The sequence below is a fragment of the Bacillus sp. LL01 genome, assembly GCF_001037965.1.
In genome coordinates this window covers 1059607-1081057 of the sequence record NZ_LFEL01000001.1, presented here as the reverse complement: position 1 = coordinate 1081057, position 21451 = coordinate 1059607, and the positions used below count along the sequence as shown (strand labels likewise).

Annotated in this window: 18 protein-coding genes; 15 read left to right on the top strand and 3 right to left on the bottom strand. The window is 43.7% G+C overall.

Annotated features, from left to right (window positions below; translation table 11 throughout):
* Positions 1-128 precede the first annotated feature (128 nt).
* Together tgt and yajC are read left to right on the top strand one after the other, a co-directional pair.
* Positions 129-1268: a tRNA guanosine(34) transglycosylase Tgt gene (gene tgt / locus AB685_RS05475; protein WP_047969770.1), complete on the top strand. Its 1140-nt coding sequence runs from the start codon at positions 129-131 to the stop codon at positions 1266-1268.
* Positions 1269-1312: 44 nt separating this feature from the next.
* The gene (gene yajC, locus AB685_RS05470; protein WP_047969470.1) at positions 1313-1576 is read left to right on the top strand and encodes a preprotein translocase subunit YajC; all 264 of its coding nucleotides are present in this window, start codon (positions 1313-1315) and stop codon (positions 1574-1576) included.
* 269 nt (positions 1577-1845) lie between these two features.
* Here yajC and AB685_RS05465 read toward each other — a convergent pair whose 3' ends face one another.
* Positions 1846-2235, bottom strand: a complete 390-nt coding sequence (locus AB685_RS05465; RefSeq protein WP_047969469.1) for a TIGR04086 family membrane protein — start codon at positions 2233-2235, stop codon at positions 1846-1848.
* Between the two features lie 232 nt (positions 2236-2467).
* Between AB685_RS05465 and AB685_RS05460 the strand changes: the two genes are divergently transcribed.
* Positions 2468-3142 (top strand): DUF421 domain-containing protein, encoded by a 675-nt coding sequence (locus AB685_RS05460; RefSeq protein ID WP_198530465.1) that lies wholly within the window; start codon positions 2468-2470, stop codon positions 3140-3142.
* A 101-nt stretch (positions 3143-3243) separates the two neighbouring features.
* Here AB685_RS05460 and spoVB read toward each other — a convergent pair whose 3' ends face one another.
* Positions 3244-4800 carry a stage V sporulation protein B gene (spoVB, locus tag AB685_RS05455; protein WP_047969468.1) on the bottom strand — a complete coding sequence of 519 codons (1557 nt, stop codon included), beginning with the start codon at positions 4798-4800 and terminating at the stop codon, positions 3244-3246.
* Positions 4801-4967: 167 nt separating this feature from the next.
* Between spoVB and AB685_RS05450 the strand changes: the two genes are divergently transcribed.
* From AB685_RS05450 to dtd, 8 genes are all read left to right on the top strand, one after another.
* A complete protein-coding gene (locus AB685_RS05450) occupies positions 4968-5249 on the top strand; it encodes a post-transcriptional regulator (protein ID WP_047969467.1) in 282 nt (93 codons plus the stop codon).
* A gap of 188 nt (positions 5250-5437) precedes the next feature.
* Positions 5438-7696: a protein translocase subunit SecDF gene (gene secDF / locus AB685_RS05445; protein ID WP_047969466.1), complete on the top strand. Its 2259-nt coding sequence runs from the start codon at positions 5438-5440 to the stop codon at positions 7694-7696.
* Positions 7697-7810: 114 nt separating this feature from the next.
* The gene (locus tag AB685_RS05440) at positions 7811-8701 is read left to right on the top strand and encodes a cation diffusion facilitator family transporter (protein ID WP_047969465.1); all 891 of its coding nucleotides are present in this window, start codon (positions 7811-7813) and stop codon (positions 8699-8701) included.
* A 26-nt stretch (positions 8702-8727) separates the two neighbouring features.
* Positions 8728-9051 (top strand): lipopolysaccharide assembly protein LapA domain-containing protein, encoded by a 324-nt coding sequence (locus AB685_RS05435; protein WP_047969464.1) that lies wholly within the window; start codon positions 8728-8730, stop codon positions 9049-9051.
* An 89-nt stretch (positions 9052-9140) separates the two neighbouring features.
* Complete coding sequence (recJ, locus tag AB685_RS05430) at positions 9141-11486, top strand: single-stranded-DNA-specific exonuclease RecJ (protein ID WP_047969463.1); 2346 nt, start codon at positions 9141-9143, stop codon at positions 11484-11486.
* A gap of 14 nt (positions 11487-11500) precedes the next feature.
* A complete protein-coding gene (locus AB685_RS05425; RefSeq protein WP_047969462.1) occupies positions 11501-12013 on the top strand; it encodes an adenine phosphoribosyltransferase in 513 nt (170 codons plus the stop codon).
* 542 nt (positions 12014-12555) lie between these two features.
* A complete protein-coding gene (locus AB685_RS05420) occupies positions 12556-14754 on the top strand; it encodes a bifunctional (p)ppGpp synthetase/guanosine-3',5'-bis(diphosphate) 3'-pyrophosphohydrolase (RefSeq protein ID WP_047969768.1) in 2199 nt (732 codons plus the stop codon).
* Positions 14755-14959: 205 nt separating this feature from the next.
* Complete coding sequence (gene dtd, locus AB685_RS05415) at positions 14960-15400, top strand: D-aminoacyl-tRNA deacylase (protein ID WP_047969461.1); 441 nt, start codon at positions 14960-14962, stop codon at positions 15398-15400.
* Positions 15401-15787: 387 nt separating this feature from the next.
* On the opposite strand, the gene AB685_RS05410 is transcribed toward dtd, so the two are convergent.
* Positions 15788-17551 (bottom strand): SH3 domain-containing protein, encoded by a 1764-nt coding sequence (locus AB685_RS05410; protein ID WP_053073729.1) that lies wholly within the window; start codon positions 17549-17551, stop codon positions 15788-15790.
* A 132-nt stretch (positions 17552-17683) separates the two neighbouring features.
* Between AB685_RS05410 and AB685_RS05405 the strand changes: the two genes are divergently transcribed.
* The 4 genes from AB685_RS05405 to aspS all read left to right on the top strand — a co-directional run bounded on the left by AB685_RS05405 (position 17684) and on the right by aspS (position 21443).
* Positions 17684-17860, top strand: a complete 177-nt coding sequence (locus tag AB685_RS05405; protein WP_010196002.1) for a hypothetical protein — start codon at positions 17684-17686, stop codon at positions 17858-17860.
* 107 nt (positions 17861-17967) lie between these two features.
* On the top strand, positions 17968-18156 hold the full coding sequence (locus AB685_RS05400; RefSeq protein WP_047969460.1) for a hypothetical protein: 189 nt from the start codon (positions 17968-17970) through the stop codon (positions 18154-18156).
* A 230-nt stretch (positions 18157-18386) separates the two neighbouring features.
* The gene (gene hisS / locus AB685_RS05395) at positions 18387-19667 is read left to right on the top strand and encodes a histidine--tRNA ligase (protein WP_047969459.1); all 1281 of its coding nucleotides are present in this window, start codon (positions 18387-18389) and stop codon (positions 19665-19667) included.
* Between the two features lie 3 nt (positions 19668-19670).
* Positions 19671-21443 carry an aspartate--tRNA ligase gene (aspS, locus tag AB685_RS05390; protein WP_047969766.1) on the top strand — a complete coding sequence of 591 codons (1773 nt, stop codon included), beginning with the start codon at positions 19671-19673 and terminating at the stop codon, positions 21441-21443.
* Positions 21444-21451 lie beyond the last annotated feature (8 nt).

Genomic DNA, 21451 nt, shown 5'->3' with positions numbered 1-21451 from the left:
CAGGGAAGACCCCGCAACGAAGTGAGGAGGCTTCCGGACCGCCCGCGGAAAGCGAACACCCGGAACGGAAATCTACAGGAGTTACCCAAACAAACGAAATGCTTTATAGAAATCCTAAGGAGAATACAATGACAGCAATCAGATACGAACTAATCAAAACATGTAAACAGACAGGTGCCCGTCTGGGAATCGTCCACACACCACACGGAAGCTTTGAAACACCGGTCTTCATGCCGGTAGGAACCCTTGCCACCGTAAAAACAATGTCACCAGAAGACGTCAAAGCGATGGGGGCAGGAATCATCCTGAGCAACACCTACCACCTATGGCTGCGTCCAGGTAACGAAATCGTCAAAGAAGCAGGTGGACTCCATAAGTTCATGAACTGGGATCGTGCCATTCTGACCGATTCCGGCGGTTTCCAAGTCTTCAGTCTGAGTGACCTTCGCAAAATTGAAGAAGAGGGAGTTCACTTCCGTAACCATATGAATGGGGATAAACTTTTCCTATCGCCAGAAAAAGCGATGCACATCCAGAACGACCTTGGCTCTGACATCATGATGGCATTTGACGAATGTCCACCATACCCTGCCACACATGAATACATGAAAAAATCGGTCGAGCGTACATCCCGCTGGGCAGAGCGCTGTCTTGAAGCGCATCAACGCCCACAAGATCAAGGGTTATTCGGAATTGTACAAGGTGGAGAATATGAGGACCTTCGTAAATTGAGTGCCCAGGACCTTGTATCCATGGACTTCCCAGGCTATGCGGTCGGAGGACTTTCAGTAGGAGAACCGAAAGACGTGATGAACCGTACACTGGAGTTTACAACACCTTGGTTGCCGACAGACAAACCACGTTATTTGATGGGGGTAGGGTCACCAGATTCCCTTATTGATGGAGCGATTCGTGGAATCGATATGTTTGACTGCGTATTACCGACTAGAATTGCCCGTAATGGGACATTAATGACTAGTGAAGGCCGATTGGTAGTGAAGAATGCGAAGTTTGCACGCGACTTTGGACCTTTAGACCCTGAGTGTGACTGTTATACTTGTACAAATTATTCCAGAGCTTACATTCGTCACCTAATCAAATGTGACGAAACTTTGGGAATTCGACTTACAACTTACCATAACCTATATTTTCTGGTAAAATTAATGGAGAATGTCAGACAAGCGATCCGTGAAGACCGACTTGGAGACTTCAAAGAAGAGTTTTTTGAGAAATATGGATTCAATAAACCGAATGCAAAGAACTTCTAAAATCTCTTCACATACATGACTTAAGAGAAAGGAGGCGTTACAACATGGAAGGAATGGCTGGTGCTATTTTACCTTTAGTATTAATGTTTGCTATTTTCTACTTCTTGTTAATTCGCCCGCAACAAAAGCGTCAAAAGCAAGTTCGTGAAATGCAGACTAACCTGCAAAAAGGGGACAAGGTCGTAACAATCGGTGGATTACACGGTATCGTGGATGCATTGGATGAAAACAAGATTGTCGTTAAAGCAGGCGACGGAGCTCGTCTTACATTTGACCGTCAAGCGGTTAGAGATGTAAACCAAGACTGATTCTACAACGAAAAGGAGCATGCACCCACTGGGTCATGCTCTTTTTTCTAGGCTCTTTTCTAATAGATTGTTGGTATTTACTAGTAAAAAGTCGGCAATTGGACTTTTTACTAGGAAATAGTCGGCATTTGGACTTTTTACAGTGTATCTACTTTCAAAATATCATGCAGTTTCTCCTGAATAACCAGGAAAAGAGCACGCCAGTAACAATTATTACGGTTGTTTTAAAAATACGAAAAAGCAACAAAGTTTACGAAAACAGCTTTTTTCTATGCCTTTGATATATTTCCGCCGCTCAGATTCACTCCAATGATCCCGCCGAGAGCTGCTATTCCGATAAATCCAAGATGGAACATCATCTGGTGAAGGCTAAACAGGGAGTCGTTCCCTAAATATTGAAATAGGAAGATGATAAGCGTATATGCTCCACCTGTAGCTCCTCCAAGTAACCAACCCTTTTCCTTCCCTTTTCCACCAGATATGAAGCCGCCAATGAATAGAGTTATAAAAGATAATGTCACAATGATCCAGGCGACACTGGTTTCCTGCAGAGAGGTGAAACGTAAGAGTAATGAAAATATAAGACTAATTGCTATTGCGAACATAAAAACGGTGATCAGGCCATACATGATGGCCAATCCAAGTCGTTTTGACTCCATGCTTACTCTTCCCCTTTCGTGGTACATGCTAAGTAATACAAGCATATTCACAAGTTAAACCAAATAGAATAAAAATTTTTTTTAGGTTATGTCTCATCAATGTCTAGGATGGGGAATCCATTAGGGAGAATTTGGTATATACTTCATGTCATGAAAACCGCTTCTTCGTTTAAAACTAAACATAATCGTGTTTACTTTTGTGCTTAAATGTTGTTAGGGGGGCGGACTTATGATGGAAGAGTACGTGCTGATGATAGCCAGGACCATTTTTCTTTATATTGTCATCCTCTTTATCTTCCGTGTCATGGGTAAACGGGAAATTGGTGAACTTAGTGTCCTCGATCTTGTCGTCTTCATCATGATTGCGGAAATGGCAGTGATGGCAATAGAGAACCCGAAGGATCCTTTAATACATACAATGGTACCGATGTTTTTATTGATGGGAATACAAATACTCCTCGCTTACGTTTCCTTAAAAAGTCGGCGGTTCAGGAATGTCATTGACGGAAAACCCAGTGTCATCATAAACAATGGCAAAATTGATGAGAAGGTTATGAAAAAACAACGCTATAACTTTGACGACCTTCTTATCCAACTTAGAGATAAAAATGTAAAAAATGTAGCAGATGTAGAGTTCGCCATTCTTGAACCTTCAGGAAAACTCTCGGTGTTCGAGAAAAAGCAGGATGAAGGAACGTCCCCGGATGAGCACCAAGAGGAAGAAGGTACTTTAAATCTTCCTTTGATAATGGACGGTGCGATACAAGAGGAACATCTCAAAAAGATCAACAAAACCAATCTATGGCTCCGGCAGCAATTAAGGTCCTTAGGGTACAAGAATTTTAAGAACATATCCTTCTGTAGCTATAATAAAGGTGTGTTTTTTATTGATTTAAAAGATGAGTAGGGGAAGGTGGAGGGCCCAGTGGGCTGACCGCCTTTTCTGGATAGAAAAAGGAACCCTGCCGCAGAGAAAACAGGCAGCAGGATCCTCAAGTTAATTCCTATTCACCTTGCCAACCACTTCTTCAAAAATGGCAGCCTTGCAAGTTCTTCTCTCTTAACTAATCCAAAAATCAGCAATAACACCATATACAATAGGCAGGTCAGCAAAATCATCAAACCGCTCCTTGGACCGACACCAAGCCCGAGCCAGAGATTGTCAACCATCCACATTCCGAACAGTACGCAAACTCCCATAGTAATAAAGCTTTTTACATAATCCCTCACATAAAGGGAGTAAGATAATATTTTCATAATTGTTGCCATATGCAACAAGGTAACAAGCATCATCCCGATGACAATCCCAAGAGCAGCCCCCATTATTCCAAATGCAGGCTTACTTGCCAGAACAAAGATGACGGCCGTCTTTACCGCTGCCCCGATAAAGCTGTTAATCATGGCAGCCTTAGCGAGATCTAAAGCTTGCAGGGTTGCCTGAAGTGGTCCTTGAAAATAGTAGAATAGAAAGAATGGTGCCATTACTTTGATATAGATAGCTGCCTTGCTACTGCCATACATCAATAGCATGATGGGTTCTGCGTACACAAAGAGAAGCACAACCGCAATTCCACCTGTTGCAAAAGACAGTCTTAAAGCCTGTTGGAGGCGATGCTCGATTAGGATATTATTTTTTTTGGCTGCCGCTTCACTTATTGCAGGAACAAGGGCTGTGGATAAGGAATAAGTAATAAAGGATGGCAGCATCATGAGTGGAAGGGCAAAGCCAACCAGTTCTCCGTATTGTTTGGTGGCCATAGCAGTAGCAACACCGGCGATAGCCAAGCTCTGGGCTACGACAATCGGTTCAAAAAACCAGGCGATGGAACCAATCATTCTGCTTCCGGTAGTTGGAATGGCGATGCGCATCAAATCACGGAACGTTTCCTTACCTTCTCCAACATAATTAAAAAATTTTCTGCGTAAGCGGAATTTCTTTTTGTTTTTGAAAACGAATAGCATGTACAACAAGGACATCAGTTCACCCACGACTGCAGAAAGCATGGCTCCTGCTGCTGCATATTCTATGCCATATGGAAGCAATGCTTTTGTACAGGCTGCAACAAGCGAGATTCTTACAACCTGCTCGATGACTTGTGAAATGGCAGACGGTTTCATATTTTGCCTACCCTGGAAGTACCCGCGCAGGACGGAGGAGATGGCGATGATTGGAACGACAGGTGCTATGGCCATTAATGGATAATAGGTTCTAGGGTCTGTAAACAGGTTATTGGAAAGGTACGGAGCGAGGAGAATCATGGCAGGTGTGAAAACAAGGCTGAGTGCTCCGGTTGTTGCAAGGGAAACTACCAGTATTTTTTTGATTTTACGGTGATTACCTTGGGCTTCAGCCTCTGCTACCAACTTGGAAATTGCAACAGGTAACCCGAGTTGGGTAATGGTTATTGTCAGTACAAGAGTAGGAACGGCCATCATATACAGTCCCACGCCCTCTTCCCCTATAAACCTTGCCACCACAATCCGATTCACAAAACCTAGCACCCTCGTAATAAGTCCTGCAACAATCAGTATTAAGGTCCCTTTTAGAAATGTTTGCTTTGTCATGCGATTCCCTGCCTTCTCAATTACTGAGATTTCATATACAATTATCTATATGCTAGTTAGTGGGCCAAGCATGACAAGTATTATTAAGGTGCAGGTGATAGCGAAAGAAGGGTATCCGAAATAAGCATTTTGAATAGAGAGTGAATTGAATGGGGGTTCAATAAACAATGAAAAAGGAAACCAACGACCACGCTTATGATCTTTTCCGATACGAACTGGGTCCTGTTCTACAAAGCAAGCTGGAGGAGTTCGAGTTATTCGGATATGATACTGTAACAGAGGATGCGTTGTGGGAGTGCTTGACAAAAAAGAAATGGAAGCGCCCTGAAACGAAGAGGCTATATGAACTGGTCAACGATGTGTACAGTTTGTCTGCGACAGATTATATGAGCTATATCACAATTGAAGCATATAAGGCACCGAACTACTTCACAAACCAAAAAGATTAAATTTTCAGCAAAAATTGACAGGCATTAATGGATGAATCATAATGGTACATGATGGCATGAAAACGGCTTTTATTGAACATTTTTACATAATTATACATACAGGAAATGTGAAGCATGTAGGCTGCCCAAGTATCCATATTACAATTTCATTTCATCGATTGTAAGAGCAGAAGGAGGATTTTTTACGCATGGTCAAAAGAGGAAGGATCGTTGCATTCTTTTTACTTCTTATTTTAATCGGAAGCACAATCGGAGTGTTTACGAACCCAATTACAAAAGATATTAAACTTGGTCTTGATCTTCAAGGAGGATTTGAGGTCCTTTATGAAGTAACGCCAATCAATGAAAATAGTGAAATTAATAGGGACGTACTTCTGAGTACGGTGAGCGCGTTGAATAAACGTGTCAACGTGCTTGGTGTAAGTGAACCGAATATTCAGATTGAAGGGGATGACAGGATCCGCGTCCAGCTTGCCGGAGTGGATGACCAGTCAAGAGCAAGGGAGCTCTTATCAACAGAAGCTAAGCTGACGTTCCGTGATGTCGACGACAAATTGTTGATGGACGGTTCTTCTCTGGCTGAGAACGGGGCTTCTCAATCCTTTGATCCGAGTAACAGGCCAAGTGTTGCACTTACATTGAGAGATGCTTCCGAATTTGCGGAAGTAACTCGTCAAGTACGTGATATGGGACTCGACAATTCAGGTCGCAACCTAATGGTCATCTGGCTGGATTTTGAAGAAGGTGTCGATTCATACGAGGCAGAAGCAGGGAAGGCTGACCCGAAATACCTTTCTGCTGCAGGTGTAGATCGCGTTTTTAATGATACAAATGTTCAGATTACAGGTAACTTCTCCATTGAAGAGGCAAAGGAGCTTGCGGAGTTGCTCAATGCCGGTTCACTTCCTGTAGAACTAGAAGAAATATACTCCACATCTGTTGGAGCCAAATTCGGGGAAACAGCACTTCAGAAAACGGTGTTGGCAGGGATGATTGGTATCAGTGCCATCCTGCTGTTCATGCTTGTGGGATACCGTTTACCAGGCTTAGTGGCTGTTCTGACATTAAGTGCTTATATATTCTTGATTCTTTTAGTATTCGAATTGATGAACGGGGTCCTTACACTGCCAGGAATTGCAGCCCTTATTTTAGGGGTGGGGATGGCCGTAGATGCCAATATCATAACCTATGAACGGATAAAAGAGGAATTGAAACTAGGAAGATCGGCGATGTCCGCTTTCCGTGCAGGAAACCGTAATTCTCTATCCACCATATTAGATGCGAACATTACGACATTGCTTGCAGCAGGTGTCATGTTCGTCTATGGGACAAGTTCAGTAAAAGGATTTGCTACCATGTTGATTGTTAGTATCCTTCTGAGCTTCCTGACGGCGGTACTTGGTACTCGTTTACTGCTCGGCCTGTGGGTAAGCAGCAAGTTCATGAATAACAAGCCTCACCTGTTCGGTGTGAAGAAAAAGGATATACTTGATATTAACAAGACGGATGAGAATACGGAGCCACCGAACCGTTTCTCCCATTGGGATTTTGTAAAGCACCGTAAAAAGTTCTTTATTTTCTCAGGTGCCATGATTGTAATAGGAATAATCCTTCTGGCAGCTTTCCGTTTGAATCTTGGTATTGATTTTGCTGCTGGAACGCGTGTGGAAATCATGAGTGACTCTCGTCTAACAGCAGAGGAGATCACTGAGGAACTGGCATCCATCGACTATGAGCCGAAAGACGTTGTCTTAGCTGGTACGAACAATGAAATTGCAGTTGCCCGTTATGTGGATGACTTCTCGCAAACTGAAATTGCAGAGATCAAGCAGTATATAGAAGGGAAGTACGGCTCTGAACCAAGTGTCAGCACCGTTTCTCCAACAGTTGGACAGGAGCTTGCACGCAACGCATTCTTTGCAGTGCTGATAGCGGCTATCGGAATCATCATCTATGTAACAATCCGTTTTGAATGGCTCTTTGCTGTAGCAGCCATTGTAGCATTGTTCCATGATGCATTCTTTATCGTTGCGTTCTTCAGCCTTGTTCGCTTGGAGGTCGATATCACCTTCATTGCCGCCGTCCTGACGATTGTCGGGTATTCGATAAATGATACGATAGTCACCTTTGACAGGATACGTGAAAACCTGAAGCGGAAAAAGCGTGTCAAAACATTTGAAGACCTTGCAGAAGTGGTGAACCGAAGTCTCCAGCAGACTTTCGTCCGATCCATTAATACGGTAGCGACGGTCATGGTTGCCGTAATCGCCTTGTTGATATTCGGAAGCGAGTCGATTACAAACTTCTCGGTTGCGTTATTGGTAGGGTTGGTAGTCGGTACTTACTCTTCTTTGTTCATCGCAGCACAGCTTTGGTTGATCTGGAAGCACAAACAGTTAAGTAAGCCTAAAAAGGCACCAGTGGAAGATCCGGAGCCGGAAGTATAAATGGAATGTCGCGGAGCATATTGTTGCTTTGCGACATTTTTTTAAGCTTATTTTTCGGAGGTTTTGCTTGTGTTCGGGTACAATAGAAGAAGAGATTAGAAAGAGGTGTGCGGTATGGACCATAATGAGCGTTTTAAGAAAGCCGAATTTGCCGCCTTGGTAGGTGTGGTGGGAAATATCGTTTTGGCAGTTTTGAAAGGATGGGTAGGTGTTGTGGCCAACAGTCGCGCACTTGTCGCAGACGCGGTGCACTCAGCGTCTGATGTAGCGGGTTCAATGGCAGTGTACATAGGGCTCAAAGCGGCTAAGCAACCCCCTGACAAGGACCATCCGTATGGTCATGGAAAGGCTGAAAATATTGCAGCAATTATTGTTGCGGTACTTTTACTGATTGTAGGATTTGAAATTGGCAAATCGTCGTTCCAGGCCTTCTTTGAACCAATTGAAGCACCAAAGGCGTTAGCCATCTATGCAGTGGTCATATCCATCATTGTAAAAGAGGCGATGTTTCGATATAAGTACAAATTGGGAAAAAGAATTAAAAGTGATGCCATTATCGTTAATGCGTACGAACACCGCTCGGATGTGTTTTCCTCCATTGCGGCTCTGTTCGGAATTGCCGGGGCCGTATTGGGGGGTTATATCGGAGTGGACTGGCTTGTCTACCTTGACCCTGTAGCGGGAATAGTGGTTGCTCTCCTTATTATTAAAATAGCATGGCAACTGGGATCAGAGTCCATCCATAACACAATGGATCATGTTATGCATGAAGAAGACACAGAAGAGTTTCGTGATGTGGTCGTAACCGTTCCAGGTGTTATGAAGCTTGACAGCCTGCACGCTAGGGAACATGGACACTATGTCATCATTGATTTAAAAATTTCAGTAGATCCATTTATGACGGTGGAAGATGGCCATCATATCGGCAAGAAGGTCAAAGCGAAATTGATGGAAAACAAAGAGGTGCAGGATGTTTTTGTGCACATAAATCCATACTCTGAATAATAAAAATTAGAGGGGGGGAGATAAAGTTGAAAACTCAATGGTACTTGTTGGCTGGAGTGCTGTTCACAATTGTTGTCGCTATTTTTGCCGTACTCAATGTGGCACCTGTAGAGGTGAACTTCCTATTTGGTACCGCTGAATGGCCCTTAGTACTCGTCATTTTATTTTCTACGTTGATGGGTATCGTGATTGCGGGATCAATAGGAATCTACCAGGTGATTATGGTTAAGCGGAGACTGCAACATAAGTTAGAGGATGCAGGAAAGACCGCTGAAGCTGAAACTGCAGAAACAAAAACGAATAACGAAACTACGATAGAAACAGTAGGGGAGAGACGCAGGTCGAAATAATGGCCTGTGTTTTTTTGTTGCGGTACCTGGGGTTATTGAAGCAACCTCCACTCTCTAGTATAATTAGGAAAGCTAAGGGAGGAATCAGATTGTTAGCTTCTAAATCAAGATGGACTGTAAATGAAACGAATAGAGAGCAAGTCGAACAACTAGCACAATCACTGGAAATTGCCCCTCTTATTGCTTCCCTTTTAGCAAATAGAGGATTTGAAACGATAGATGCAGCAAGAGAATTTCTATATACAAATGACCAAGAATTTCACGATCCTTTTCTTTTGGAGGATATGGACAAGCTTGTTAAACGTGTAAATCAAGCGATGGAGAATGGGGAGAAAATCCTTGTGTTCGGTGACTATGATGCCGATGGAGTCAGCAGTACGACCGTAATGGTTACTGCTCTTCGTGAAATTGGCGCGCTTGTTGATTTTTATATCCCCAACCGCTTTACAGAAGGATACGGTCCAAACGAAAATGCCTTCAGACAGGCAAAAGAAAACGGATATTCTGTAATTATTACAGTTGACACAGGTATCTCAGCTCTTCATGAAGCAAAAGTGGCAAAAGAGTTGGACATTGATCTTATCATCACCGACCACCATGAGCCGGGACCTGTGCTGCCTGATGCTTTTGCCATTATTCATCCAAAAAAGGAAACGTGCTCCTATCCGTTTGATGACCTGGCTGGTGTGGGGGTTGCCTACAAGGTGGCTCATGCGCTTTTAGGAAAAAATCCGGAGCACCTTTTGGAGATTGCGGCAATCGGAACCATTGCTGACCTTGTACCTTTAGTGGGGGAAAACAGGTTGTTGGCTTCCAAGGGAATCAAAAAAATGCAGCAGACCACCCGTGTCGGACTCAAAGCGCTTCTGCAAAAATGTGGAGTGGAGCTGCATACGATAACGGAAGAAACAGTCGGATTTTCCATCGGGCCAAGAATCAACGCAGTTGGCCGTCTGGATAATGCCGATCCTGCTGTACACCTTCTCATGACAGATGATGTGGAAGAAGCGAAAATGCTTGCCGAAGAAATGGAAAGTTACAATAAAGAGCGGCAGCAGATTGTCACACAGATTACGGAAGAAGCCATCAAACAGGTGGAAGAGAAGTATTCTCCACAGGAAAACAGCTTCATCATCGTAGAGGGACATAATTGGAACGCAGGAGTTATTGGGATTGTGGCATCACGTCTCGTTGATCGCTTCTACCGACCGACTATCGTTCTAAGTCTGGATGAAGAAAAAGGACTGGCGAAGGGATCCGCACGTTCCATTGCAGGCTTTGATCTTTTTGAGAACCTATCGGAATGTCGCGATATCCTGCCTCATTTTGGGGGTCACCCAATGGCAGCTGGTATGACTCTTAAAATGGAAGATGTAGAAGAACTCAGACAAAGAATGAATCTAAAAGCATCTGAAATTTTAACGGAAGAAGATTATACATCTATTACCAATGTGGATATGGAGTGCAGGGTGGAAGAGGTTACTCTCGAAACGATTGAGCAGCTGGAAATGCTTGCTCCATTCGGTGTTGCAAACCCGAAACCAAAAGTGCTTGTAAAAGATGTGCTTCCACAACAGATCCGTCAGATTGGTAACAAAAGCAATCACCTGAAATTGGTGATTGAACAGGAAGGAAGCTCTTTGGATTGTGTAGGATTCGGGTTCGGGGAAATATACCATCACGTATCGCCGGGAGCATCCCTTGATATCCTTGGAGAGCTTTCCATCAACGAATGGAACAATTTCAGAAAGCCTCAGGTATTTTTGAAGGATATCAGGGTGACAGATTGGCAGCTATTTGACATCCGCTCTATTAAACAGCTGAATCAGGCACTTGCTGGCATAGATAGGGAGAAACTTCACATCATCTATTTTCATGAAAATACGGTGGATGACGTGAGGCTTCAGGAGGAACTACGTCCTTTTGCTACTCATATAAATGGTGAGGCTACACTTGACATCACAGGGAAATATGTTGTTATTTTGGATATCCCTGATGAAGAGACATTGCTTTCAACCATGTTGGAGAACGCAAATCCTGAGAGAATCTATGCGTCGTTCTATCAAAAAGAAAATCATTTCTTTTCCACTATCCCAACAAGGGAGCACTTTAAGTGGTTCTATGCACTGCTATCCAAAAAAGGGTCGTTTGACCTGAACAAGCATGCAGAAGATATTGCCAAACACCGTGGCTGGTCAAAAGAAACAATAGATTTTATATCACAGGTGTTTTTTGACTTAGAATTTGTTACAATAGACAAGGGTTTTATCGCTTTAAACCATGCAGCGAAAAAACGTGACTTCGAGGAGTCTCCAAGTTATCGTAAAAAGCAACAGCAAGTGATGCTTGAAAACTTGTTTTTATACTCATCATATAAACAATTGAAAGCGTGGTTTGATCAGCATCTAACCAAGCAATGCACTGTTCATTCATAGGAGGAAAATAGAAGATGGATTTAAAGAAATTCATAACAATCGTTCCTGATTGGCCAAAACCTGGAATTCAATTTAAGGATATAACAACGCTGATGGACAATGGTGATGCATACCGCTATGCAACCGACCAGATCGTTGAATATGCTCGTGATAAAGAAGTGGACTTGATCGTTGGACCGGAAGCTCGTGGTTTCATCATCGGCTGCCCGGTAGCGTATTCTCTTGGAGTAGGTTTTGCACCAGTTCGTAAAGAAGGTAAGCTTCCACGTGAAGTGGCACGTGTGGAATATGGTTTGGAGTACGGGAAAGATGTACTGACAATCCATAAAGATGCAATCAAGCCGGGACAACGTGTATTGATAACGGATGATCTTCTTGCAACAGGCGGAACGATTGAAGCGACAATCAAACTTGTACAAGAGCTTGGTGGAGTAGTTGCGGGTATTGCCTTCCTGATTGAGCTATCCTACCTGGATGGCCGTGACAAGCTGGACGGATTCGATATCCTGACATTGATGAAATATTAAGACTTTTTATAAGAACTAGGGCAATTAGGTTGCTCTAGTTTTTTATATATGATTAAAAATACTCAATACTTTTTCTAGCTATTATCAATAGAGTGGAATAATAGGTAAAAAGGCTTCTTTTATTAGAAAAGTATATTTTTTACACCAATTCCTGAAAAATCTGTCGACAAATCTTTATTTTTCCCTCATAATCTCTTTACATCCACATAAAATTTCACGATAATAGAAACAATATACTTTTTTGTGATATCCAAGTAATGAACGAAAGAATCTTGACCATAATGGTAAGAATTAATGAGAATACACTAGCGCGTGCGCTTTTTTAATAGGTTTTGTTAAATAAAATGCTATGTTAACGTATATGATTTATGGATATTTTTAGCTGTTGATTGGAGCACAGGGCGAAGACTCCGACGGGAGGTAGCGCTTAGTGGAGACCCCGCAGGCTTGCCGAGGAGGCTCCACAAGTGCCCCGCGGAAATCAACAGCGGCGTCTAACAAAGCCAAATAAAAATAAGAAAGTCAAAAAGGTGAGTAGAAATATGGCAAATGAGCAAGTATTAACTGCAGACCAGGTGATAGATAATGCGAGGCGCTATCTAAAAGGTAAGGATATCGCCTTTTTGGAAAGAGCGTATGAGTTTGCTAAAAATGCTCATGCAGAACAGTATCGCAAATCCGGTGAGCCTTATATTATACATCCAATACAGGTCGCAGGAATCCTTGTGGACCTTGATCTAGATCCATCCACCATTGCGGCTGGATTTCTTCATGATGTCGTAGAGGATACGTCCATTTCTTTGGAGGAGATCAAGGAAGCCTTCAATGCGGAAGTGGCAATGCTAGTTGACGGCGTAACAAAGCTCGGGAAAATCAAGTATAAGTCCCAAGAAGAACAGCAAGCAGAAAACCACCGTAAAATGTTTGTAGCAATGGCCCAGGATATCCGTGTCATCTTGATCAAACTGGCTGATCGACTTCATAATATGAGAACCTTGAAGCATCTTCCGCAAGAAAAGCAGCGCCGTATCTCTAACGAAACCCTTGAGATTTTCGCGCCACTTGCCCATCGACTGGGTATCAGTAAAATCAAATGGGAGCTGGAGGATACTGCCTTACGGTATCTAAACCCACAGCAATATTACCGTATCGTCAACCTGATGAAACGCAAGCGTGCCGAGCGTGAGGAGTATATCTCAGAAGTAATGAATGAAGTAAACGACCGTCTCGAAGAAGTGGAAATAACTGCTGAGCTGTCCGGACGTCCCAAGCACATTTATAGCATCTATCGTAAAATGGCTAAGCAAAACAAGCAGTTTAGCGAGATTTACGATCTGTTAGCTGTACGCATTATCGTTAACAGTATAAAAGATTGCTATGCGGTGCTTGGAATCATTCACACCTGCTGGAAACCGATGCCTGGCCGCTTCAAAGACTATATCGCCATGCCAAAACCGAATATGTATCAGTCCCTGCATACAACCGTCATCGGACCAAAGGGCGATCCATTGGAAGTACAGATTCGTACAAGCGATATGCACCAGATTGCAGAGTACGGGATTGCTGCACACTGGGCATACAAAGAGGACAAAGAGGCAGATGACCGTGCTTCCTTTGAAGAGAAGTTGACATGGTTCCGTGAAATTCTGGAGTGGCAGAATGATGCTACCAACGCGGAAGAGTTCATGGAATCCCTGAAAATCGATCTATTCTCGGATATGGTTTTCGTGTTTACACCTAAGGGAGACGTAATCGAACTGCCTTCCGGATCTGTTCCTATCGACTTTTCCTATCGTATCCACTCGGAAATCGGGAACAAAACAATTGGGGCCAAAGTGAACGGTAAAATGGTCACCCTGGATTATAAATTGAAGACAGGTGACATCATCGAGATCCTGACGTCCAAGCATTCCTATGGACCGAGCCAGGACTGGCTGAAACTTGCTCAAACATCCCAGGCGAAAAATAGAATCCGTCAGTTCTTCAAGAAGCAGCGCCGGGAAGAGAATGTCGAAAAAGGCCGTGACCTTGTTGAAAAAGAAATCAAGGGATTGGACTTCGACCTGAAAGAAATTCTGAATGCTGAAAATATCAACCGTGTGTCCGAAAAATTCAATTTCATGACAGCAGAAGACATGTTTGCTGCGGTTGGTTATAGCGGAATCACCGCTCTCCAAGTTGCAAATCGTCTGACGGAAAAACAGCGACGTCAGCGTGACAAGGAACAGCAGATTTCAGATATTACCGAAAATGCTGAGAAAAAGAAGACAGCTCCGGTAAAGAAGCGCAAAGACGCAGGTGTGGTAGTACAAGGTATTGATAGCTTGCTTGTCCGTCTTTCAAAGTGCTGTAATCCGGTACCTGGTGATGAAATTGTTGGTTTCATCACAAGAGGCCGCGGGGTTTCTGTCCATCGTGCGGATTGTGCGAACGTGGAAGCGGAAGGGACGAACGACCGTCTTATCGAAGTTGATTGGGAAAGTGATGTAAAAGATAACCGTGAGTACAATGTCGAAATTGAAATCACCGGCTATGATCGCCGTGGTCTCCTGAATGAGGTGCTACAGGCTGTCAATGAAACGAAAACCGATATTACAGCTGTGTCTGGTCGATCTGATAGAAATAAGATGGCAACGATCCATATGGCAATTGCCATCCATAATATCAACCACCTGCACAAAGTGGTGGAGCGGATCAAACAGATTTCCGATATTTATGCCGTACGAAGAATTATCCAGTAAGCTCTTTTCTCAAAGATTATTGCTATCCGCTAGTAAAAAGTCAGCAATTGGACTTTTTCGCTTATCTACTCTTAGAATAAGCCTGCAGTTTTTCTGTACAGCCAGGAAAAGAGCACGACAGCAAAGAGAATAACGGTTATGTAAAAATACGAAAAAGCAACAAAGTTTACGAAAATAGCCATGCAGTAAGTGAGGTTTAATTGAAATGAGAGTTGTTTTGCAAAGAGCCAAAAATGCGGAAGTCCGTGTAAATGGTGAAGTCGTCGGGAAGATAGATCGCGGTTTGATGCTTCTTGTTGGTGTCACGCATGAAGATTCCCATGAGGATGCAGCCTATGTTGCCGAAAAGGTGGCCAACCTGCGTATTTTCGAGGATGATCATGACAAAATGAATCTGTCATTGCTGGATGTGAAAGGTCAGATTCTTTCTGTATCGCAATTTACCTTGTATGGCGACTGCCGAAAAGGTCGCCGTCCGAACTTCATGGATGCAGCTAAGCCGGATCATGCAGAAACCATCTACGAAGCTTTTAATGAAGCGTTGCGCAGCAAAGGCGTGACCGTGGAAACCGGTCAGTTCGGTGCTATGATGGACGTGGATTTTGTGAATGATGGACCTGTGACGTTGATTGTGGAGAGTAAATAATTGTATTGTTGGAGTTCGTCGCTGGTCAGAAGCCTTCTAAAGGAGGTGGATGGCCAGCGGCTTTTTTGTTGGTGATAGAAGAATAGATAATAGGGGACACTGGGGAATCGTAAGAATTCATTCGGACGTTTTGTTGATTGGTCAAATTGTACCATTGTTACAATAAGCCCCTGAAAAATTACAATCCGCTCTGAAAAAGTCACAATAACCTTCATAAAAGTCACAATCACAAAAAATGCACAGACTGAAGAACAAGCAATCTACTTTAAGCACCGCAAAAACCAGAAACACCTGCCATAATCAACAGAAAAGAGGACCTCCAATTACAAGGTCCTCTACTTTACTCTACATCTCCCTGTTATTCACAGGTTTTATGACAAAACCCTGTTAGTTCCCCCTAAAATACTGTGCCAATCCCTGATAGATGGCAGTGGAAGCTCTTTCCTGGAAATCACCGGAGAGCACGGTAATCTCTTCCCCGCGGTTACTGATATACCCCAGTTCGAGAAGTAATGATGGTTGCATGCTTTCTCTCAAAATAAGGTAATTTTCTTGACGGACATTCCGGTCCCGCAGATTCGTGAACTGAATGAGAGAGGAATGTACACTGTCAGCCAGTCCTTTGTCAGTTGGGCTATAGTAGAATGTTGTGGTTCCTGTGACACTTGAATCATCGATGCTATCGTAATGCACACTTATGAAAGCATCCGCACCATGATAGTTGGCCATCTGAGGGCGTGCTTGCAAGGATACTGATGTATCACCATGACGTGTCATGTACACTGTCGCACCAGCAGCTTTTAGCTTATCCTGCAATAACAATGAGGTCCTTAAGGTCAAATCCTTCTCATAGGTGCCCTGAACTCCAATAGCTCCGACATCTCTTCCTCCATGTCCTGGATCAATTACAATCACTTTATTGGATAGGTATTGTTCAGCTCCAGCCCTTGAAATACTTGGAGTGTTTCCTTTTGCAGCCACAATCCAACCGGCAACATAGGCTTCCGTACCATCTGTAAGCTGTATTTTATACCAGCTGTCCTCCACGCCTATGATGGTGAATTCTTCCCCTTCGTTTGCACGGAGGATGACCTTGGCATTTGTAGAAGGTGCGTTTCGAATATTGGTGGCGTCATCTACAATGACAATTTTACCGCCACTTTCCGTGGAAGGGGGAGCGGATGGGACACCATTTTTTTCAAGGAACCAGCCAGCTATCCAACCTTTTTTTCCGTTGTCATATTCAATCTCACACCAATTATTCCTCTCACGGATGATGGTGACAGTCGCCCCTTGTGGAAGCTGATCTAATACCTTACTGTTAAGAGTCGGCTCGCTCCGCACATTAAGTCCGGCCACTTTAATGGTCGCTTCTGTTTTTGGAGTGCGTACGCCTTGATCTCCGGAGTCGGTTGCTCCGATGTTTGCATAATCACTGTGAATCCATCCTATAGTACCGTTAATAGAAATGTTCAACCAATTTCCTCGAACCGCGAGAACTTCAACTTGTTGTCCACTAGATAAGGAGCCTAGCACCTCACTTTGTGTGGAAGGCTCGCTTCGAATGTTCAAACCGTCTGTTGTAATGGTGGCAATCTGCTCTGTACTTTCCGGTGTTTCATCTGGTAGCTCTTCCTTCTTTTTGGCAAGAATGGTGACGAACTCTTTGGCAACCCATCCTTCCACACCGTCAGAATGAACCTTTACCCAGTTTTCATTCTCATCAAGATACTGAACTGCTGTAGCGGATGAATGGAGAGACCCTACCACGGAAAAGTTCGTGCCGGGACCTGACCTCACCCGGAGATCGTCTGTCAGGATTTGCACGGCAGCATCACTTGAGGCTCTTGATGCAGTGGAACGTCCACCGTGGCTGCTCTCAGTAACAAGGAACGATGCCACCCAGCCAGCTTTAGTCGAAGTGACTTGTATTTTCAGCCATTCCCCTTGGGTATCTACAACAGGGTAAGATTCCCCTCTTTGGACTTTGGATATAATCACCCCGTCCGCATCAGGTGTTTCACGTACATTCAATACATCTGTTGCAACTACGACGGTCCTATTGGCCTCTGCTGTTGAAGCATCCATAAATGAAAAGATGGTAGTAAATAATAATAGTGCTGTAAGAAAAATATGTAATTTATGACGCAATTCTCGGCCTCCTTAAAGAAAGTTTAAACTTTCTTTTTCTACAAAAGTGGAAAAAATTCCTGCTAAACCTGAAAGAAATAGGAAAAAAGGGACAGGATATATATTAGTGTAGCAAAAAAGGAGCCGAAAAAGATGAAATTCAGTGATAAACATAACCGTGCATATGGCAGTAGAGATGTATTTGGCGTGAGTTTTCATGATTTTATTGAAAAAGAAAAGGATTCCACCTACGTAGAACTGGCATCAGAGTTCGGAATTACGATGCGTGATGTAAAGTCGTTAAAAAAACAATTGAACCGAATTCAATAAAGCCTTGACAATTGGAATTGAAAGTATATATACTAGCAAGTATCTTACATAACAACCAGTCGCGTTAATGGACTAAAATATTTGATACCGATGATGGAGAACAGTAGTTGGGAACCACATGGAAAGAGAAGAAATGCCCTGGGCTGAAAGCATTTCCCCTTGATGACTCAATGAATGAACACTCCGTAGGATCCGCTCTGAAAAAGCCATGCCAGGCAGCTGCCGCAGATATTGCCGCAGACTATGCAAAGTACGGTTCTACTAGGAGATGGACGTTGCAGGCGTTAACTGCTTGAGTGGAAGTAACCAAAGGCACCGAGCATCATGCTACAATGCCTTTAAACTTCAATTAGGGTGGCACCACGGGATATACAACTCCCGTCCCTTGTTTAGATAATAAACAAGGGACGGGAGTTTTTTGTGTTTTTAAAGTAATCCTTTAATGAATTAACGTAAAGGGGGTCAGACCCCCTTTAGCAATTTAAACAATTAAAAGGGGTCTGACCCCTTAAAGGAGGAACCGCGAATGGCGATTCAGATACCGCGTGGTACGCAGGATATTTTACCTGGTACGGTGGAGAAGTGGCAGTATATTGAGGCGAAGGCAAAGGAGATTTGCGAGCTTTATAATTATAAGGAAATCAGGACGCCGATTTTTGAGAGCACTGAGTTGTTCTTAAGAGGTGTTGGGGATACGACAGATGTTGTGCAGAAGGAGATGTACACATTCGAAGACCGAGGTGGCAGAAGCCTTACACTTCGTCCAGAAGGAACGGCTTCAGTAGCGCGTTCTTATGTAAACAACAAAATGTTCGGTTCTCCTACGCAGCCGACGAAACTATACTATATCGGCCAGATGTTCCGCTACGAACGTCCGCAGGCAGGGCGTTTCCGTCAGTTTGTACAGTTCGGAATTGAAGCACTAGGAAGCAATGATCCATCCATTGATGCCGAAGTAATTGCATTGGCAGTGGAATTATATAAGAGTTTAGGTCTAAACAACTTGAAGGTTGTAATCAATAGCTTAGGTGACAAAGAAAGTCGTCAAGCTCACAGAGATGCACTGATTAACCACTTCAAACCAAGAATCGATGAGTTCTGTGGCGATTGCCAGGGCCGCCTCGAGAAAAATCCATTAAGAATCCTTGATTGCAAGAAAGACCGTGATCACGAGTTGATGGCAACAGCACCATCCATCCTTGATTACTTGAATGAAGAATCAAAGGTTTATTTTGATAAAGTGGTAGCGTACCTTACCGCTCTTGGTATCCAATATGAAATCGATCCAAACCTAGTACGCGGACTCGATTACTATTACCACACAGCGTTTGAAATCATGAGCACTTCAGAAGGCTTCGGTGCCATCACAACTCTATGTGGTGGAGGACGATACAACGGACTCGTTCAAGAAATCGGCGGACCGGAAACACCAGGAATCGGTTTTGCACTGAGTATCGAGCGTCTTATCTCTGCAATGGAAGCAGAAAATGTGAAGTTCCCGTTCGAAGAGTCCATCGATTGCTATGTTGTTGCACTAGGAGACAAAGCGAAGGAAACAGCAGTAAAGCTACTGTTTGACTTAAGAAAAGCAGGAATTGTCGCGGAAAAGGACTATCAGGACAAAAAACTAAAAGGACAATTTAAAGCGGCAGATCGCCTGCAAGCAAAATACACCATCGTATTTGGTGATGACGAGCTGGATAAAGGCGTTGTATCCATAAAAGAAATGGAAACAGGCGAGCAACAGGAAGTTTCTTTTAAAGATGCTGTAGCATACATCGCTGAAAAGAAAAGTGGGGAGAGATAAATGATGCAAGGAAGAACATATAGCTGTGGCGAAGTTCCACAATCATCCATCGGAGAACAAATCGAATTAAAAGGGTGGGTGCAAAAGCGCCGTGACCTTGGAGGGCTGATTTTCCTTGACCTTCGTGACCGTACTGGAATTGTTCAAATCGTGTTCAATCCGGACGTATCAGCAGAAGCTCTTCAGACTGCAGAAAATGTACGTAACGAATACGTATTATATATAAAAGGGAAAGTGGTTGCGCGTGACGAAGCGACCGTGAACCCTAACTTGAAAACAGGTGCCATCGAAGTCCAAGCGGAAGCGATCGAAGTGTTGAATGCAGCAAAAACACCGCCATTCGTATTGGACAACAAAACGGAAGTGAACGAAGATATCCGATTGAAATACCGTTATCTAGATCTTCGTCGTCCAGTTATGTTCGACACATTGAAAATGCGCCACGACGTGACACGCTCTATCCGTGAATTCCTGAACGACCAGCAATTCATGGAAGTGGAAACACCTATTTTAACCAAAAGCACGCCAGAAGGAGCACGTGATTATCTAGTACCAAGCCGTGTACACCCAGGTGAGTTTTACGCGTTGCCGCAATCACCGCAAATTTTCAAGCAATTGTTGATGGTTTCCGGCGTGGAACGCTATTACCAGATTGCCCGCTGTTTCCGAGATGAGGATCTTCGTGCAGACAGACAGCCTGAGTTCACGCAAGTCGACATCGAAACTTCTTTCCTGTCACAAGAAGAGATCATCGGTATGATGGAAGATATGATGAGAATGGTAATGAAGAATACGAAGGACGTTGAAGTGCCAGAAAACTTCCCTCGTATCACCTATCAGGATGCTATGAGCAGATACGGTTCCGACAAGCCAGACACCCGTTTTGACATGGAACTGGTTGACCTGTCCGAACAGGTGGTTGACTGCGGGTTTAAAGTATTCAGCGCAGCTGTAACAAACGGTGGGCAAGTAAAAGCGCTCAATGTAAAAGGCGCGGCAGGCAAGTACTCCCGTAAAGACATTGATGCCCTGACTGAATTTGTTAGCGTATATGGAGCAAAAGGGCTAGCATGGTTAAAGGTAGAAGCAGAAGGGTTAAAAGGACCTATCGCAAAATTCTTCAATGAAGAGGAACAGCAAGGATTCATCCAAACCCTTGACGCTACTGAAGGTGACTTGATCCTGTTTGTGGCGGACAAGAAATCAGTTGTGGCAGATGCTCTTGGAGCATTACGCATGAAACTAGGGAAAGAGCTAGGTCTGATTGACGAAAGCAAGTTCAACTTCTTATGGGTAACAGACTGGCCGTTACTGGAGTATGACGAAGAAGCCGGCCGCTACTTCGCCGCTCACCATCCATTCACGATGCCGGTACGTGAAGACCTGCCTTTGCTTGAAACGAACCCAGGTGAAGTTCGTGCCCAAGCTTATGATTTGGTCTTGAACGGGTATGAGCTTGGTGGAGGATCCCTTCGTATTTATGAACGTGACATCCAGGAAAAAATGTTTGAAGTACTTGGATTTACTAAAGAAGAGGCAACAGAGCAATTTGGATTCCTGCTTGAGGCATTTGAATATGGAACACCTCCACATGGCGGAATCGCCCTTGGATTGGACCGCCTAGTCATGTTGTTGGCAGGTAGAACGAACCTACGTGACACCATTGCATTCCCTAAAACGGCAAGTGCAAGCTGCATCCTGACAGAAGCGCCAAGTCCTGTTGAAGGTGGGCAATTAGACGAGTTACATTTGTCGCTAGCTGTCAAAAAAGAGTAGATTTTCCC

Coding starts and splice junctions, on each gene's coding strand:
- AB685_RS05440 (WP_047969465.1), top strand. CDS start 7,811: ATGGACCATAATGAGCGTTTTAAGAAAGCCGAATTTGCCGCCTTGGTA.
- AB685_RS05460 (WP_198530465.1), top strand. CDS start 2,468: ATGGAAGAGTACGTGCTGATGATAGCCAGGACCATTTTTCTTTATATT.
- dtd (WP_047969461.1), top strand. CDS start 14,960: ATGAGAGTTGTTTTGCAAAGAGCCAAAAATGCGGAAGTCCGTGTAAAT.
- aspS (WP_047969766.1), top strand. CDS start 19,671: ATGCAAGGAAGAACATATAGCTGTGGCGAAGTTCCACAATCATCCATC.
- AB685_RS05450 (WP_047969467.1), top strand. CDS start 4,968: ATGAAAAAGGAAACCAACGACCACGCTTATGATCTTTTCCGATACGAA.
- secDF (WP_047969466.1), top strand. CDS start 5,438: ATGGTCAAAAGAGGAAGGATCGTTGCATTCTTTTTACTTCTTATTTTA.
- yajC (WP_047969470.1), top strand. CDS start 1,313: ATGGAAGGAATGGCTGGTGCTATTTTACCTTTAGTATTAATGTTTGCT.
- tgt (WP_047969770.1), top strand. CDS start 129: ATGACAGCAATCAGATACGAACTAATCAAAACATGTAAACAGACAGGT.
- AB685_RS05420 (WP_047969768.1), top strand. CDS start 12,556: ATGGCAAATGAGCAAGTATTAACTGCAGACCAGGTGATAGATAATGCG.
- AB685_RS05425 (WP_047969462.1), top strand. CDS start 11,501: ATGGATTTAAAGAAATTCATAACAATCGTTCCTGATTGGCCAAAACCT.
- hisS (WP_047969459.1), top strand. CDS start 18,387: ATGGCGATTCAGATACCGCGTGGTACGCAGGATATTTTACCTGGTACG.
- spoVB (WP_047969468.1), bottom strand. CDS start 4,800: ATGACAAAGCAAACATTTCTAAAAGGGACCTTAATACTGATTGTTGCA.
- AB685_RS05465 (WP_047969469.1), bottom strand. CDS start 2,235: ATGGAGTCAAAACGACTTGGATTGGCCATCATGTATGGCCTGATCACC.
- AB685_RS05405 (WP_010196002.1), top strand. CDS start 17,684: ATGAAATTCAGTGATAAACATAACCGTGCATATGGCAGTAGAGATGTA.